Origin of the sequence: Psychrobacillus faecigallinarum, from assembly GCF_014836595.1 — a bacterium.
GTDB lineage: Bacteria > Bacillota > Bacilli > Bacillales_A > Planococcaceae > Psychrobacillus > Psychrobacillus faecigallinarum.
Map to the genome: position 1 here is coordinate 344,315 of NZ_JACSQO010000001.1, position 15,746 is coordinate 360,060.

16 protein-coding genes are annotated in these 15,746 nt (G+C 36.3%); 5 read left to right on the forward strand and 11 right to left on the reverse strand.

Annotated elements, in window-relative coordinates; translation table 11 throughout:
* Positions 1-10: 10 nt before the first annotated feature.
* On the reverse strand, positions 11-1,096 hold the full coding sequence (gene coxB, locus H9650_RS01800; protein ID WP_144538246.1) for a cytochrome c oxidase subunit II: 1,086 nt from the start codon (positions 1,094-1,096) through the stop codon (positions 11-13).
* Positions 1,097-1,193: 97 nt separating this feature from the next.
* On the reverse strand, positions 1,194-2,117 hold the full coding sequence (gene cyoE / locus H9650_RS01805) for a heme o synthase (RefSeq protein ID WP_144537922.1): 924 nt from the start codon (positions 2,115-2,117) through the stop codon (positions 1,194-1,196).
* A gap of 323 nt (positions 2,118-2,440) precedes the next feature.
* Here cyoE and H9650_RS01810 point away from each other — a divergent pair, with 323 nt between their 5' ends.
* On the forward strand, positions 2,441-3,358 hold the full coding sequence (locus H9650_RS01810) for a COX15/CtaA family protein (protein ID WP_144537921.1): 918 nt from the start codon (positions 2,441-2,443) through the stop codon (positions 3,356-3,358).
* Between the two features lie 292 nt (positions 3,359-3,650).
* On the opposite strand, the gene pyc is transcribed toward H9650_RS01810, so the two are convergent.
* The 3 genes from pyc to H9650_RS01825 form a co-directional block, all read right to left on the reverse strand.
* On the reverse strand, positions 3,651-7,091 hold the full coding sequence (gene pyc, locus H9650_RS01815; RefSeq protein ID WP_191696424.1) for a pyruvate carboxylase: 3,441 nt from the start codon (positions 7,089-7,091) through the stop codon (positions 3,651-3,653).
* 15 nt (positions 7,092-7,106) lie between these two features.
* Complete coding sequence (locus H9650_RS01820; protein WP_191696425.1) at positions 7,107-8,273, reverse strand: FtsW/RodA/SpoVE family cell cycle protein; 1,167 nt, start codon at positions 8,271-8,273, stop codon at positions 7,107-7,109.
* A gap of 63 nt (positions 8,274-8,336) precedes the next feature.
* Positions 8,337-8,618, reverse strand: coding sequence for a YlaN family protein (locus H9650_RS01825; RefSeq protein ID WP_144537918.1), 282 nt, complete (start codon positions 8,616-8,618; stop codon positions 8,337-8,339).
* 177 nt (positions 8,619-8,795) lie between these two features.
* Between H9650_RS01825 and H9650_RS01830 the strand changes: the two genes are divergently transcribed.
* Complete coding sequence (locus H9650_RS01830; RefSeq protein WP_144537917.1) at positions 8,796-9,293, forward strand: peptidyl-prolyl cis-trans isomerase; 498 nt, start codon at positions 8,796-8,798, stop codon at positions 9,291-9,293.
* A gap of 12 nt (positions 9,294-9,305) precedes the next feature.
* Positions 9,306-9,509, forward strand: coding sequence for a YlaI family protein (locus H9650_RS01835; protein WP_144537916.1), 204 nt, complete (start codon positions 9,306-9,308; stop codon positions 9,507-9,509).
* Between the two features lie 107 nt (positions 9,510-9,616).
* Here H9650_RS01835 and H9650_RS01840 read toward each other — a convergent pair whose 3' ends face one another.
* Positions 9,617-9,940, reverse strand: coding sequence for a YlaH-like family protein (locus H9650_RS01840; protein ID WP_225215862.1), 324 nt, complete (start codon positions 9,938-9,940; stop codon positions 9,617-9,619).
* A gap of 21 nt (positions 9,941-9,961) precedes the next feature.
* Complete coding sequence (typA, locus tag H9650_RS01845) at positions 9,962-11,809, reverse strand: translational GTPase TypA (RefSeq protein WP_144537915.1); 1,848 nt, start codon at positions 11,807-11,809, stop codon at positions 9,962-9,964.
* Positions 11,810-11,912: 103 nt separating this feature from the next.
* Between typA and H9650_RS01850 the strand changes: the two genes are divergently transcribed.
* Positions 11,913-12,101, forward strand: coding sequence for a YlaF family protein (locus H9650_RS01850; protein WP_144537914.1), 189 nt, complete (start codon positions 11,913-11,915; stop codon positions 12,099-12,101).
* Positions 12,102-12,419: 318 nt separating this feature from the next.
* Here the strand turns inward: H9650_RS01850 and H9650_RS01855 are convergent, their stop codons facing one another.
* Both H9650_RS01855 and H9650_RS01860 read right to left on the reverse strand, forming a co-directional pair.
* On the reverse strand, positions 12,420-13,211 hold the full coding sequence (locus H9650_RS01855; protein WP_191696426.1) for an inositol monophosphatase family protein: 792 nt from the start codon (positions 13,209-13,211) through the stop codon (positions 12,420-12,422).
* Between the two features lie 155 nt (positions 13,212-13,366).
* Complete coding sequence (locus H9650_RS01860; RefSeq protein ID WP_144537912.1) at positions 13,367-13,564, reverse strand: hypothetical protein; 198 nt, start codon at positions 13,562-13,564, stop codon at positions 13,367-13,369.
* Between the two features lie 149 nt (positions 13,565-13,713).
* Between H9650_RS01860 and H9650_RS01865 the strand changes: the two genes are divergently transcribed.
* Positions 13,714-14,343, forward strand: coding sequence for a YktB family protein (locus H9650_RS01865; RefSeq protein ID WP_191696427.1), 630 nt, complete (start codon positions 13,714-13,716; stop codon positions 14,341-14,343).
* A 33-nt stretch (positions 14,344-14,376) separates the two neighbouring features.
* Here H9650_RS01865 and H9650_RS01870 read toward each other — a convergent pair whose 3' ends face one another.
* Positions 14,377-14,646, reverse strand: coding sequence for a UPF0223 family protein (locus H9650_RS01870; protein ID WP_144537910.1), 270 nt, complete (start codon positions 14,644-14,646; stop codon positions 14,377-14,379).
* An 11-nt stretch (positions 14,647-14,657) separates the two neighbouring features.
* Entirely contained in the window at positions 14,658-15,617 is a 960-nt protein-coding gene (locus tag H9650_RS01875) for an NAD(P)H-dependent flavin oxidoreductase (protein WP_191696428.1), read from the reverse strand.
* Positions 15,618-15,746: the final 129 nt, after the last annotated feature.

Below are 15,746 nucleotides of genomic sequence, written 5' to 3' on the forward strand. Positions count from 1 at the left end.
ATCTATGGAATTATTTTTCAATAGATAGTCCCATTAAGTATTCTGCAAGAGCATCTAACTGCTCGTCTGTAAATTCTTTACCGCCATTTAATTCTGTATCATCAGGCATTACGTTACCTGGTTTGTACTTTTGAGGATCACTGATCCAAGCTTTTACATTTTCTTTCGTATGATCCATGAAGCCGGCTACACGATTACGATCTCCAAAAGTAGCTAAACTTGGTCCTGTCTGTGGAGCCATACCCTCGCCACCTGTAGCATGACATCCGATACAAGAAGCTGTTTGGAAAAGTTCTTCCCCTTGTTTTGCAAGATCCCCTTCTGCAGTATGTACAGTGGTTTTCATTGCTTCAGCCCACTCGTTAAAATCATCACGGTTCATCGATTTTACTTTAAAGTCCATTAAAGCATGTGAAGGTCCACATAGCTCGGCACACTTACCGTAGAACACTCCGTCTTCTAAGCCCGCTGATTCTTTATCGAATACAAGGTAGAATTTGTTTACATTTTCAACGTTAGTATCTAATTTACCACCAATTGATGGAATCCAGAATGAGTGTTTTACATCAGCAGCCTTCAAATTGAAGAACACCTGCTCATCTGTAGGTACTACTAATTCTTGTGCTGTAACAATACCAAGCTCTGGGTACTCAAATTCCCACCAGTATAACTTTGCAGTTACGTTTACTGTAAGATGTGTTTTGTTTCCTTCTTCATCCACTTGATCCATTGCAGCAACATCTGCGTGCTTGTAAGTGTAATATACAGTTGGAATTGCAAGAATAACTAAAAGTAAAATTGGAATAACTGTCCAAATTATCTCAAGCGTATGGCTTCCTTCAACTTGTTTAGGAATCACATTTTCTCCAACTTTTTTGCGACTATATCTTGTTAGAGCAATTACATAGATTATTACTACCACTATAATAACTAATGCCATAATAGCAGATGCAAGTAGTAATAGATTGAATTGATCTCTCCCGACTTGTCCCGCAGGTGCTAGCGTTGATAAGTATTCTTCGCCACAACCCGACAGAAAAATCGTAAGAGCTGCTAACAGTGAAAAAAGTCGCCATTTTTTAAGCCCTTTCATCATAGCTAAATCAAACCCCTCTTTCATTATTGTGTTCAAGTACATTTGGACTGTGGTTCTTTTATATGAATTCTTGTTGACTAAGAAAGAATCCCAAAAATTAAACAAACATTGAGAAGATAATCATTGATACAAATAGAATAGTCATATAGTTCAATGAATAAACGAACATTTTTGTCGCCCATTTAATATCGTCTTCTACTTTAAATCCTTTAATAGCTAATACTAGCCATCCAACATTTAATGCTGTAGCCAATACGACAAAAGCAGTACCTAGCTCCATTAAAAACAATGGAAGTGGGAATAATAAAATTACCCAAAGAAGCATAGAAACCTTTGTACGCTTGAATCCTTTTACAACAGGTAACATTGGAATATTAGCTGCTCTGTACTCTTCCGTACGTTTCATAGCAAGAGCATAGAAATGAGGTGGTTGCCAAGCAAACATTATTAAGAACAAGCCTAATGCACCCAAACTTAGTCCTGGCTCTACAGCAGCCCAACCGATTAACGGTGGGATTGCACCAGAAATACTACCGACAATTGTGTTACTAACGTGCTTTCTTTTAGACCACATAGAGTAAAGAACGACATAACTGATTATACCAGCTAATCCCCAAATCCCAGCAGAGGTAGATGCCATAAATAAGAAAATCTCGCCTACAATTAGAAACGTGAAAGAAGTCATCAGCACGGCTGAGGGACTAAATCTTCCAGTGACAGTTGGTCTGCCTTTTTTACTCTTCATAACGGGGTCAATATCACGATCAATGAAATTGTTCATCGCAGCAGAACCTGCAATTATTAAAGCCGATCCAAAAAGCGTAAAGAACAATAAATCTAGTTCATGAAGAAAATTTGTATTAGTAAACTGGAAAGCTAGCCATAAACCTGTGAAAGTTGTAACTAAATTAGAATTCACGATTCCAATTTTTATCAATGAAAGAAAGTCTTTCATAAAAGATGAAGCCACAGGCTGGCTCTCCGTTTCGGTATTAGCGGTTATAGAATGACTATTTGACATGCTGCACCCTCCTTTCTAAGTTGTAAGCATACTCCGCTACCTTATACTATAGCGAAAACTCTAACATATTTCTACACTCAAAGAAATTTTCGCATAATAGTCCTACTGTTAAGTGTTTCTTTACTGAACATATCAATAGTAAATCATTTCCCCCCCTTATGTGTGAATCTTAATCAACGATTTTATGAACAATTTGTGAATGGAATTTGTCATATTTAAGTGTTCGGTTGTTTTACATTGTTTTTTTGCTCAGGTTTCGATATTATCTAGTAGCAGACACCGCTTTTTGAAAGCGAGCATATATACATAGAGTAGGTGAGGTATTGCAAATAAACAAGTATTTAAAATGGCTGGCTGTAGCTTCTTCAATAGGTATGCTTCTTATACTTTTAGGTGGCGCACTTGTTACAAAAACAGACAGTGGCATGGGGTGTGGTAGACATTGGCCTGGATGTAATGGACAGCTTATACCCGACGTTATCACAGCTGAAGTCTTAATCGAATTTTCACATCGCCTAGTTACAGGGGCAGTTGGAATATTAATCGTAGCATTATCTATATGGTCATGGCGTGCATTGGGACATGTCCGAGAAACAAAGTTCTTATCATTTATGGCCTTCTTTTTTCTAGTATTACAAGCTTTAATTGGTGCCGCTCAAGTTAAATGGGGCCAAGGAGATTTTATCCTAGCATTACACTTTGGTATATCACTTATTTCATTTGCAGCTGTTTTACTTTTAACGCTTTTAATATTTGAGGTAGATAGGAAATTTGATACTGACAAAATTAGAATCGGTAAAACATTAAGGTTTCATACTATTGGTGTAACTTTATATTCTTACATTGTTATTTATACTGGAGCTTTAGTACGCCATACAGAGTCTAGTTTAATCTGTAAAGACTGGCCGCTTTGTAACAACAAGGAATTTGCTCTGCCAACCAATATGTACGAATGGGTTCAAATGGGACATAGAGCTGCTGCTGGCCTTATATTCATTTGGATTTTAATCATAGCTATTCATGTGATCAAGTACTATAAAAGCCAACGAGCAATTTATTGGAGTTGGATTATCTCCTTAACCCTTGTTACTTGCCAAGTAATTACAGGTATGATTGTAGTGCTTTCAAGTCTAAATCTTTATATTGCATTATTACATTCCTTATTCATTTCTCTTTTATTTGGTTTGTTATGCTATTTGATATTACTTTTATCCAGAAGCAAGTTAAACAACCAAAAATAGAAAACAAAATTTCATTCCTCTACTTCTATTTTAAGTAATTATAGAAATAAAAGCATCAAATACGCCTTTTCAACCCTTTGTTTAGCCCTTTAGATAGAATTTATCTTGTAATACTGCGGAGTATAGCTTTATTTTTAAATTATCTAATAGGTTCAAAGTGACTAAGCAAATAGTTCAAGGCAATTTAGTTTAATAAAAACTAAAAACGTAAGCATACTAGATTCTCTAGCTTGCTTACGTTTTTTGTATTCTAGTATCTATTATTAGAAGATTTGCTCCAGATATTTAAACTTTATGCTTTATCCATTTCAATTAATAAATCCCCTGTTGATATCGCTTCTCCAGCGCTTACATGAATAGTTTTTATCACTCCGTCGAACGGTGCCTGGACGGTTGTTTCCATTTTCATCGCTTCTGTAATAATCAGATGCTGGCCTCGTTTCACATGCTCGCCAGTTTCAACTACCATCTTCAGCACAGTCCCTGGCATTGTAGCGCCAATTTGACTTTCATCTGACACATCGGCCTTAAGCTTAGAAAGATGACTTACCTCTTTGTTCATATCCTGTATCTTAATTTCACGTGGTTGACCATTAAGCTCGAAATAGATAATACGATTTCCTTCCGTGTCAGACTTACTGATTGAAACTAATTTGATGATTAATGTTTTACCAACCTCTATTTCAACCTCGATTTCCTCACCTAATCTCATACCATACAAGAAAGTAGGGGTGTCTAGAACAGAAACATCACCGAAGTTTTTTTCAGTTGCACAATACTCATCAAACACTTTTGGATATAATGTATAGGCTAATATTTCTTGACTAGTTACAGGACGCTCTAATTTGTTAAATAATAGCTCCTTAACAGCTTGGAAGTCTACTGGTTCTAATAGTTCTCCAGGTCTTACTGTAATAGGCTTACGGTCCTTTAAAACGACTTTTTGAAGCTCCTCTGGGAATCCGCCATATGGTTGCCCTATATACCCTTCGAAAAATTCGATAACGGAATCAGGGAAGTCAATCTTTTTCCCTCTTGTCACAACAGACAGCTCATCTAAATTGTTTTGTACCATAAATAGGGCCATATCACCGACAATTTTAGAGGATGGAGTAACCTTAACTACATCTCCAAACATAAGATTTACACGGGAATACATTTCTTTTACTTCTTCCCAACGCTCACCTAGTCCAACTGCCTTCGCCTGTTGCTGGAGGTTACTGTACTGTCCTCCCGGCATCTCGTGTACATATATTTCAGAATGAGGGCTCATCATTCCACTTTCAAAGTCCTGATAATATTTGCGCACGTCTTCCCAGTAACAAGAAATTTTTTCAAATGCTTCTACATCACCAATAACTCCACGTTTAGAACCTTGCATCGCATAACTCAAACTGCTAGCACTCGGCTGAGATGTTAAGCCTGCCATTGTACTTAAAGCCGTATCTACGATATCTACTCCTGCATCTATTGCTTTTGCGTAAGTGTAAATCCCATTTCCACTAGTATCGTGGGTATGTAAGTGAATTGGAATATCTACTGTTTCTTTTAATTCGGAAACTAAACGATAAGCTGCTTCTGGCTTCAACAAACCTGCCATATCCTTAATCGCTAAAATATGTGCCCCTAATGCCTCTAACTCCTTCGCCATATCTTTGTAGTACTGAACTGTATATTTATCTCTGGAATCATCTAAAATGTCCCCTGTGTAACAAATAGCAGCTTCAGCAATTTTGCCGGATTGTCTTGTTGCATCAATAGCTACTTCCATTCCCTTTATCCAGTTAAGACTATCAAAAATTCGGAATACATCTATGCCTGCTTCAGCAGATTTCGCTATAAATTCTCGAATCACATTGTCCGGATAATTTTTATAGCCTACTGCATTTGCTCCACGGAAGAGCATCTGGAATAACGTGTTAGGAATCATTTCTCTCATTTTAATCAAACGGTCCCAAGGGTTTTCCTTCAAGAAACGATAGGCAACGTCAAAGGTTGCTCCTCCCCACATTTCATATGAGAAAAGATTAGGCATACCGTGAGCAGACTCTTTTGCAATGTTGAACATATCATACGAACGCACCCGAGTAGCAAGCAAAGATTGATGTGCGTCCCTGAAGGTTGTATCTGTTAATAATACATCCTTTTGCTCTTTCACCCATTGAAGTAGTCCTTCAACACCCTTTTGCTCTAATATATCCTTTGTACCTGGCTGAAGAGGAGCTGATAAATCAAAATTGGGTTTTCTTACTTGCCCAAATTCGGGCTTGATTTTCTTTTCTATGCCTGGGAATCCATTTATCGTCACATTACCAATATAATTTAATAATTTTGTACCTCTGTCTTTTCTCTTAGGGAAAAGGAACAATTCAGGAGTTGTATCAATGAAACTTGTATTAAACTGGCCAGAAAGAAAAGAAGGATGCTTTACAACGTTCTCCAAGAATGGAATATTTGTTTTAATACCACGAATCCTAAACTCTTGCAAATTTCTATCCATCTTAGCAGCAGCTTCCTTAAAGGACATACCCCATGTAGATACCTTTACAAGCAAAGAATCATAGTAAGGAGAAATAATAGCTCCTTGGAAACCATTCCCTGCGTCTAGGCGAACACCAAATCCTCCGCCTGATCGATAAACAGCCAGTTTACCAGTGTCAGGCATGAAATTATTCAGCGGATCCTCTGTAGTCACGCGAGATTGTATTGCAAATCCGAAAAGCGGAATATTCTTCTGATCTGGTATGCCCATATTCGAATCCTTTAGTGAGATACCATCCGCAATTTTGATTTGAGCATGGACAATATCTATTCCTGTAATCATTTCCGTAATAGTATGCTCCACCTGGATTCGGGGGTTTACTTCGATAAAGTAAAACTCATCATCGGTTACTAAAAACTCGACAGTTCCCGCATTTATATAACTGACATTTTTCATTAATTTAACTGCAGCATCACAAATTTTATCTCTCAATTCAGTGCTTAATGAATTTGAAGGAGCAATTTCTACGACTTTTTGATGTCTACGTTGAATAGAACAATCACGCTCATAAAGGTGAATGAGATTCCCTTCTTTATCTCCTAATATTTGTACTTCAATATGTTTAGGTTTGAATATACACTTTTCTACGTAAACCTCGTCAGATCCAAAAGCTGCCTTAGCTTCAGATTTGGCTCTATCGTAAGCACTCTCCAAATCGCTCTCTGTTTGGACAACTCGCATTCCACGTCCACCGCCCCCAAGGGAAGCTTTGATCATTAATGGATAACCATGTTCATTGCCGAAAGCACGAATGTCTTCCAAGCTATCTAATGGTCCGTCACTACCTGGTATAACAGGAATGCCAGCTTTAACAGCTTGCTCACGGGCCTTCACCTTATCTCCAAACATATCTAAATGCTTAGAGGTTGGACCGATAAATATAATTCCTTCTTCTTCACATCTTTTGGCGAACTCTACATTCTCCGATAGGAAACCATATCCGGGATGTATAGCATCAGCTTTACTTTCTTTGGCAATGCGAATAATATCTTCAATGTCTAGATAAGCATCAATTGGCTTTTTACCTTTTCCTACTAAATAGGACTCATCCGACTTAAAACGGTGAAAGGCACCGCTATCTTCTTTTGAATAAATAGCCACGGTACGCAAATTTAACTCTGTACAAGCACGAAAAATACGAATAGCAATCTCGCCTCTATTTGCTACTACTATTTTCTTAATATTATTCATCTTATTGCCAACTCCCTATGTTTTAGTCTTTTCTAGTTTAACAAACATTGACACATTCATCAGTATCCCAATTGCTGCCGATAAAATGATGATTGAAGTACCCCCGTAGCTAATGAATGGAAGAGGGACTCCTGTAAGTGGGATAATGCCAAGCATTCCACCCAAATTTACAAATGTTTGAAAACCGATGATACTTGCTATCCCAGCAGCTATCATTCTTGCTTGAGGATCTCTAGTCTTAATACTTATCATAATTGCCTTAAATACCAGAAAGAACAATCCACATAACACAATGAGGACACCTATCAAACCTAATTCCTCTGCTATTATAGCCATTATAAAATCTGTATGTGGCTCTGGTAAATATCCATATTTTTGATTAGAATTCCCTAATCCTAAACCACTCAAACCTCCAGACCCGATAGCTATATAGCCGTTTACTATTTGGTATCCGAAGCCCTGCTCATAATCAAAAGGGTTAAAAAAGGCTTCTAGTCTGCCTCTTCTCCGATCCGTAAGAAGAGAATCTTTTAAGAAATAGAGAAACACTAATGCCACAGTTAACAGAATTCCTATTAAACCTATAATTTTAGAAAATGACTTAAACTTTATGCCACTTGCTGCAATAACTGAAATAGCTACAAAGCTTATAATCAATGTATTACCAACATCCGTTTCAAGCATGATCAGAAGAAAGACAAAGAATAAAACGATTAATGGAGGACCAACTGATTCATTCAATTTGTCTAAAGTTCCATTTTGATATTTTTTTGTAAATATTCCTGCAAAATATAAAACTATTACTATTTTTGCAATCTCTGAAGGCTGTATATTACCAAAACCAAGGTTAAGCCAGCTTTGAGAGCCACTCTCTCCCCCAACCCCAATAATGTGTACGAGAATAAGGAGGATAAACATTACTCCAAGCATTAACTGCATCATAAATCTACTTTTATAATGTTTGTATGGAAACAAAGCTGCCACAAAGAATACAGGAACGGACAATGCCAAATTTATTTTTTGCTTGTTAAAGAAATGATCCGGCTCCCAACCGTACCTCTCAACAGCCCAAACCATGCTGGCACTATAGATCATGACAAGCCCAAACGAACATAGGGCAATATAAACGAAAAACAAAGGGTAATCAAAATTTTTAAAAAAACGTTTAAAATAAATATTCATAATAGGTACCTCAATTTCTTTATAGAAAAAAACTCAAACAGTCTGATTGTTTGAGTTTCAACTTTATTTTTCTGTATGGATATCGTGTAAATTGGACAATTCTTTTTCAAGAGAAGCTATAATTTCTTTACCTTCACTCTTCTCTAGAAGTCCAAGTTTCACCGCAAAATCTATTTCGCGAGATAATCCAAACATTTGCGTGTCTAAAACCTCTTCATAAAGAGGGCATTGAGGCATTGTTAAGTTATCCATTTGCACTTTTATCAATTGGGCGATTTTTTCTGCATCTTTTTTTAAAAGCTCTAACGCCTTATCTTGATAAGAAAGTTGTATATTAGTATCCATGAGGACGCCCCCATTATTATTATTTCTAATTCTTCACCTCCCTAAAGTGTATCTTTTGATAAGCAAAATTGCAAGTGTTCTCTTATATAGATTACATATATAAGGAAATATTCTTTTTAACTTTAACTTTTATCTGTATACTAATATAGATTAGACAGTAAAGAGGAGGCAATTTCCATGGAATTTATTATACCTATTACAGGAGCAGTTAAATTTAATATAACGCTTGATCCCACTGTGTGGATTTTTGATGATCGCCGAATCGATTTAGATGAGTTTTTTGAGGGCAAGTATGAATACAAAGATGCTGATGAAGAATATACAAAGGTAACATCTGCTCATTGGTCTCGAGAAATAATTGAAGGTTCAACAAATCCACCTACCTTAAAATCTGAAAAAAAATATGAGAAAACCAAGATGCTTTCAAACACTTACGGCATAGAGCTTAAACAATTTATCCTTAACGCCGAGCCATTAAATGAGGCTAAGAATTTAGTCATTGAAACAAATGAAGGTAATCATACCATTTCATTAGAGGAAGTAGACAATATTCTAGTTAAATTTAGTCATAAAGGAAAACCATTGCGAGAAGATGGTCCTGTCCACATTATTAAAAAAGATGGCTCTAACTTAAACGACCCGATCAGAAACGTAACTGCATTTCGATTAGAGTAGGAGTGAAGGACTATGAAGGTACAATGTGTTATTTGTGACCGAATCGATGAAATTTCTACCGATTTACCATTAGCAAAAAAACTAAGAAATCGACCGATTCATACGTATATGTGCGATGAATGCCACGACCGCATTGAAGTTAAAACAAAAGAAAGGCTTGCTACTGGTAAGTTTATCTTTTACAAAAGCTCTCGATTAATTGAAAATGAGTTTTAAAAAAACACTAGAGACACAATGTGCCTCTAGTGTTTTTTTGTCGTCAAAATATTAAATGCCACATCATATTCCTTCTTTATATTTAAACATAAAAAAAGCTCGACTAATTAAGTAGTCGAGCCTCTTTTTTCTAGCTTTAATCGTATTTTGTATATAATTAAAATAAATGCAGCAACTAACAATGCTTCCACTACAGGAAGGAAAAATGCTAAGAAGGTCAACATTAAGCAACCTAACAAAAGGAAAATATAGATAACTACATTTTGCTTAAACATTAATTTCTTTGCAAATCCAAGCTTGTACACTAGCACTGACAATAAAAATATTACGATAAATAAAACATAGCCTGCCACAGTAAAGGACGGCATATTTACATATATAAACCTAGCTATATAAGACATTCTTTCAATGACTAGATCTTGTTCCTCCAAGGCTTGTCACCCTTTCAGTTCCTATTCCTGATCTGCACTTTTCTTTTTCTTAGTTACACGTTCACGTTCACTTTTCTCTAAGATTTTTTTACGTAAGCGAATTGACTCTGGTGTTACTTCTAGATACTCATCGTCGCCTAGGAATTCTAAAGCTTCTTCAAGAGTTAAAATACGTGGGCGCTTAATAACATTAGTTTGGTCTTTATTTGCTGAACGGATATTTGTTTTTTGTTTCATTTTAGTGATATTTACAGTGATATCAGCATCACGAGTATTTTCACCAACAATCATACCTTCATAAATTTCAGTACCTGGTTCTACGAATAGTGTACCACGGTCTTCAATTTGCATCATACCATATGTTGTTGCTTTTCCTGTTTCCATAGAAACAAGTACACCTTGGTGACGTCCACCAACACGACCTGCAACTACTGGTTGGTAGCTATCAAATGTATGGTTTATGATTCCGAATCCTTTAGTTAATGACATGAATTCAGTTGAATACCCGATTAATCCACGTGCAGGAACCATGAAGATCAGACGAACTTGTCCGTTCCCACTGTTAATCATGTCTACCATTTCACCTTTACGTGTTCCCATAGACTCAATAATAGAACCTACGCTATCTTCTGGTACATCAATTTGTACACGCTCAACTGGTTCACATTTCCTACCATCAATTTCACGAATGATAACTTCTGGTTTAGAAACTTGAATTTCATAGCCTTCACGACGCATATTTTCTATTAAGATAGATAAATGTAGTTCTCCACGGCCTGAAACAACCCAAGCATCTGGCGAATCTGTATCTTCTACTCGTAGAGATACATCTGTTTGAAGCTGTGAACGAAGACGTTCTTCAATTTTACGTGATGTAACCCATTTACCTTCACGACCAGCAAACGGAGAATTGTTTGTTAAGAAAGTCATTTGTAAAGTTGGTTCATCGATACGTAATGGTGTTAATGCGTCAGGATGATCAGTAGGACAAACTGTTTCCCCTACGTTAATCTCTTCCATACCTGATACTGCGATTAAATCACCAGCTTTTGCTGTTTGAATTTCTTCACGTTTTAAACCGAAGAAACCAAATAATTTTGTAACTCGGTAGTTTTTAACTTTGCCATCTAATTTCATCAATGAAACTTGTTGACCAACTTCAATTGTTCCGCGGAACACACGGCCAATACCGATACGTCCTACATAATCATTATAGTCCAGTAATGCAACTTGGAACTGTAAAGGTTCGTCTGAATTGTCAACTGGCGCTGGAATAGATTCAATAATTTTTTCAAATAGACACTTCATATCTTCTTCTTGATTTGCAGGGTCTGCATCTAAAGAAGCAGTTCCGTTCACACCAGAAGCATAAACTACTGGGAAGTCTAATTGATCGTCATCTGCACCTAACTCGATGAAAAGTTCTAAAACTTCATCTACTACTTCTAGTGGACGAGCAGAATCTTTATCAACTTTGTTAACTACAACGATAGGTGTTAATTTTTGTTCTAATGCTTTCTTCAATACAAAACGTGTTTGAGGCATACAACCTTCATATGCATCTACTACTAGTAAAACACCATCTACCATTTTTAAGATACGCTCTACTTCACCACCAAAATCGGCATGTCCAGGTGTATCCAAAATGTTAATGCGTGTGTCATGATAATTTACAGCTGTGTTTTTTGCTAATATAGTAATCCCACGCTCGCGTTCGATGTCGTTTGAATCCATTGCTCTTTCGTCAACGTGTTCATTTGAACGGAACGTTCCAGATTGTTTTAATAATTGATCGACTAATGTCGTTTTTCCGTGGTCAACGTGTGCTATAATAGCTATGTTTCTTAAATCTTGACGTAATTTTGTCATATTTCCACTCCATATTCTTTTTTCATGTCCATAACTGTGCTATTATAACACAAGTGGAACTAAAGTTATATTATTTTTCATTATTTTCTTGGGGGTAATTGTTTTGGGTAACATAAAATGGGTTTTTGTATTGTTTTCTTTAGGCGCAATGTTGTCTATGGGTTTAATAGGAATTGCAATTGCATTACGTAATATTCCGTTGGCTTTACTGTTTTTAGTATTGTTATTTGTTGTAATGGGATTTGGCTTTAAAACGAAAAAGAAAATGCGTGAACAAGGATTATTAGAATAACTAAAGCATTCGCAACTTTTAGTGCCACATCTCCTCATTTCAGGTAGACTTGCACTTAATCTATATTAGATTCGCATAACCTTTGAGAGGCTGTTCATGGCTTAAGTCATGAATAGCCTCTTTTTAGTATGAATTTTACCCTTCCAGCTACAACTCGGAGAACCAGCTAAAAGATAATTTAGTTAATAAGGTCTATTTTGCTTTAGTGATAGCTTTTCGTTTCTCATGCGAAACACTTCCATCTAAAGTGGAAAGCAACTGTTGATTGTTCATGCTTAGTTCTAAATTCTCAAAACCGTAATAAGTCTGTTTTTCATATTACTTTAAAATAATATATTTTGATAACAGTTGTTCATGAAGATTAGGTTTAGAAACTATAAAAGAATTTTGTTTTAACAGATTTATAGGTTCGTTAGATAAGGTAGTGACAATAGCTCCTACTTCTTTTGCTACTACCATACCACCAGCTATGTCCCAAGGTGAGAGTCTCATGGACATATAGGCGTCTAGTCTTCCAGTTGCAACATATGCAATCTCAATAGCTGCCGACCCAAATGATCTAGTACCTCTAGCTGTTTGCATTAGTTCTATCATTTGATCATGTTGGACAAATTTGTTTGGAATAACCCAGCTTGCGTTAACTCCAATTATGGATTTCTCTACACTAGCTTTTTCAAGCATAGGGATTCTCACATCATTCAAATACGCACCCTGTCCTTGAGCTGCACTTATTAAATCATCATCCATTACATTGTAAATGTAGCCGAATATTCCTTCACCGTCCTTGTAGATACCTAAGGATATGGCAAAGTTTTTCTTGAAGTGTATAAAGTTTGTAGTCCCATCTATAGGATCTAGCATCCAAACATAGCCGTCCAAATTATCTATCTTGTCACCAAAGCCTTCCTCTCCAAATATACGATGGTCTGGAAAATCACTTTTTATATGTCGAATAAAAAATTTTTCCGTTTCTTTGTCTATATTAGTAACCAAATCATTCGCTTCTGATTTAGATTCGATGATAAGTTCTTCAGAAAATGAACTTCTTATTTGAATAGCCGCTTGTTTAATCAATGATTTTGCATATTTGTCTAGCATATGTATGTTCATAAATGCACCCCTTTTAATATTTCCCTAGTTATAACTAGTTCATCTGTTTTATATTTTCTTCCAAATGATCAGTCTAGTATAAGTATAAAGAAAAAAACACCGGCTGTCTTTTTAATTAGCTGGTGTTTTTTCATGGCACTATTGGAGAATTCAATTTACGTAAACGCATTTAATTCATCCAGTGACTTGTGAAGCTCTGACAATTGCATCTTCGCATCTTTAATCTCTTCTTCATTTCCATCTTGCATTGCATCATATAAAGTGGCTAATTGGTAATCCAACTCTAATTTTAGCGTTTGAATTTTTTCCTTTTCCATATCATATTTACGAATAATATGCACAACCTGTTTCATAGTTAACACCTCTCCATTATTTTATCGTAATATTCGGAACTTTTATCTTACATTATGCTATAAATTGAATTGTGTTAATAAAAACTACTTACAAGATTTTTACCCAAAAATCCGCTAAAATAAACATAGAAATTGAAAGGAGTTAATATATGAGTAAAACTTTCTGGCAAGATAAAGATTTTGAAGTGTTTCAAATCGAAGGATTAGAAAATAGAATGACTGCGCTTATAGAGAATGTTCGACCTAAATTTGAAGAATTAGGTAAACAATATAGCCTTTATTTTTCAGGAGTATTAGGAGATGAATATTATAGTCATGTAGCTAAGCATGCTCGACGATCTGTTAACCCTCCAAAGGATAGCTGGGTTGCATTTGCTCCTTACAAAATAGGATATAAGGCGCTGCCACACTTCCAAATTGGATTATGGGGTACGCATTTATTTATTATAGTAGCAGTTATTTACGAAGCACCCGATAAAGTGGCAATTGCAGAGCGCCTCCTTCGAAAAAAGAGTCTATTTAAAAAGCTGCCAAATGATTTTATCGTTTCAGGGGATCATATGAAGCCTGAGGCTACTTCTATAAAGGATATTACTCCAAAGGATTTTGAAGAACTTCTAACGCGCCTTAGAGACGTTAAGAAGGGTGAATTTTTGGTTGGCCGTCACATTCCTAAAGAACAAGCGGTTAAATTAACAGAGGAAGAGTTATTCCAGTTAGTAGAAAATACATTTGAACAACTTCTTCCCATTTACAAAACCATGATTAATTTAAAATAAGAAAGCTATCCCTCCACTCTGGAGGGATTTAATTTATCCTTTAATAATTGATTCGCTTCCTTGTTCTTTCATTTTTTTTATTATTGGAAAGCTTGCATAGCCACTTTCTTTTTCAAATTCACGAAAATAAGTTTTTTCTTCGGCTATGGAAGGAACTATTTCTTTAAAGCGACGATATTTTTTCATAAGATCTTCTCGCTTAATTCCTTTCTCATATGCGTTTTCAATTGCTTCAAAAAACTGTACTACATCTACAATTTCTTCTGTAGACCAATCTAACGAAAAAGGGTATGTGTATTCCATTTTCAACTCTCCTATAATTTCCATTTTTTTCTAATGTCCATTGCCTCAACTACCATTCGATCGATTAACTCTTTAGTAGTTGGGATGTCATGAATCATACCTATGACCTGGCCTGCCCATGCAAAACCCTGGTCCTCTAATCCCTTATAAATAAATTGTTTGTTCGCTTCTCCACTAATATGTTGCTTCAAATGCTCATATGATGGATTTTCCTTTTCCATAGAAAGAATGGTTTCTGTCCACTCGTTTCGAATGGCTCGTGCTGGTGATCCCAACTCTTTTTTAATAACAACTGTGTCAGTTTCTTCTTTAGTTAATATGGCATTTTTATAAGCTTCTGATGCATGGACGCATTCTCTCGTTGCGATAAAACGAGTACCCATCTCTATTCCTTCTGCGCCAAGAGCATGAGCAGCCATCCACCCTCTACCATCTCCGATACCACCAGAAGCAATTACAGGGATATTCACGGCATCCACTACTTGCGGGATAAGAACCATCGTGCCGACGTCATCTCTCCCTAGATGCCCTCCTCCTTCTTGACCTACAACCATTACTGCATCTGCTCCTAGTTGTTCAGCTTTTTGAGCTTGCCGCTTGGAAGCAACCAGCACCAACTTCTTAATATCTGTCTTTGCCAATTTTTCTAAAATAGGTGCCGGGTTGCCTCCAGTCATGGAAATTACTGGCACCTTTTCATCAATAGCTATTTGAAGCATATGCTCATAGGGTCTGCCTGTTTGACCAATAGCAAAATTTACTCCAAAAGGTTTTTCTGTTTGCTCTCTCACTTTATTAATCTCTTGGCGAAGCTCATCCGGCGTTGAGAGACTCATAGCTGTTATCTGACCTAATCCCCCTGCTTCCGATACTGCCACACAAAGCTCTGAGTATGCAAGATATGCTAGTCCACCCTGCACGATTGGATACTCAATTCCCAATAGATCTGTGACTCTTGTTTGAAATGACATTACTTAGCCCTCCCCTTTTATACTAGTGTAAAGATATTTTAAAAAGGATTCAATTGATCTATATCCTAAAGTAGGGTATCTCCAATATTTGTTTTAGGTGGATATTCCGATTTAATTTAAAAGTATTAA

Bases quoted from the DNA above. Each gene is read 5' to 3' on its own strand.
- coxB (WP_144538246.1), bottom strand. From the start codon at position 1,096: ATGATGAAAGGGCTTAAAAAATGGCGACTTTTTTCACTGTTAGCAGCT.
- cyoE (WP_144537922.1), bottom strand. From the start codon at position 2,117: ATGTCAAATAGTCATTCTATAACCGCTAATACCGAAACGGAGAGCCAG.
- pyc (WP_191696424.1), bottom strand. From the start codon at position 7,091: ATGAATAATATTAAGAAAATAGTAGTAGCAAATAGAGGCGAGATTGCT.
- H9650_RS01820 (WP_191696425.1), bottom strand. From the start codon at position 8,273: ATGAATATTTATTTTAAACGTTTTTTTAAAAATTTTGATTACCCTTTG.
- H9650_RS01825 (WP_144537918.1), bottom strand. From the start codon at position 8,618: ATGGATACTAATATACAACTTTCTTATCAAGATAAGGCGTTAGAGCTT.
- H9650_RS01830 (WP_144537917.1), top strand. From the start codon at position 8,796: ATGGAATTTATTATACCTATTACAGGAGCAGTTAAATTTAATATAACG.
- H9650_RS01835 (WP_144537916.1), top strand. From the start codon at position 9,306: ATGAAGGTACAATGTGTTATTTGTGACCGAATCGATGAAATTTCTACC.
- typA (WP_144537915.1), bottom strand. From the start codon at position 11,809: ATGACAAAATTACGTCAAGATTTAAGAAACATAGCTATTATAGCACAC.
- H9650_RS01855 (WP_191696426.1), bottom strand. From the start codon at position 13,211: ATGAACATACATATGCTAGACAAATATGCAAAATCATTGATTAAACAA.
- H9650_RS01860 (WP_144537912.1), bottom strand. From the start codon at position 13,564: ATGAAACAGGTTGTGCATATTATTCGTAAATATGATATGGAAAAGGAA.
- H9650_RS01865 (WP_191696427.1), top strand. From the start codon at position 13,714: ATGAGTAAAACTTTCTGGCAAGATAAAGATTTTGAAGTGTTTCAAATC.
- H9650_RS01870 (WP_144537910.1), bottom strand. From the start codon at position 14,646: ATGGAATACACATACCCTTTTTCGTTAGATTGGTCTACAGAAGAAATT.
- H9650_RS01875 (WP_191696428.1), bottom strand. From the start codon at position 15,617: ATGTCATTTCAAACAAGAGTCACAGATCTATTGGGAATTGAGTATCCA.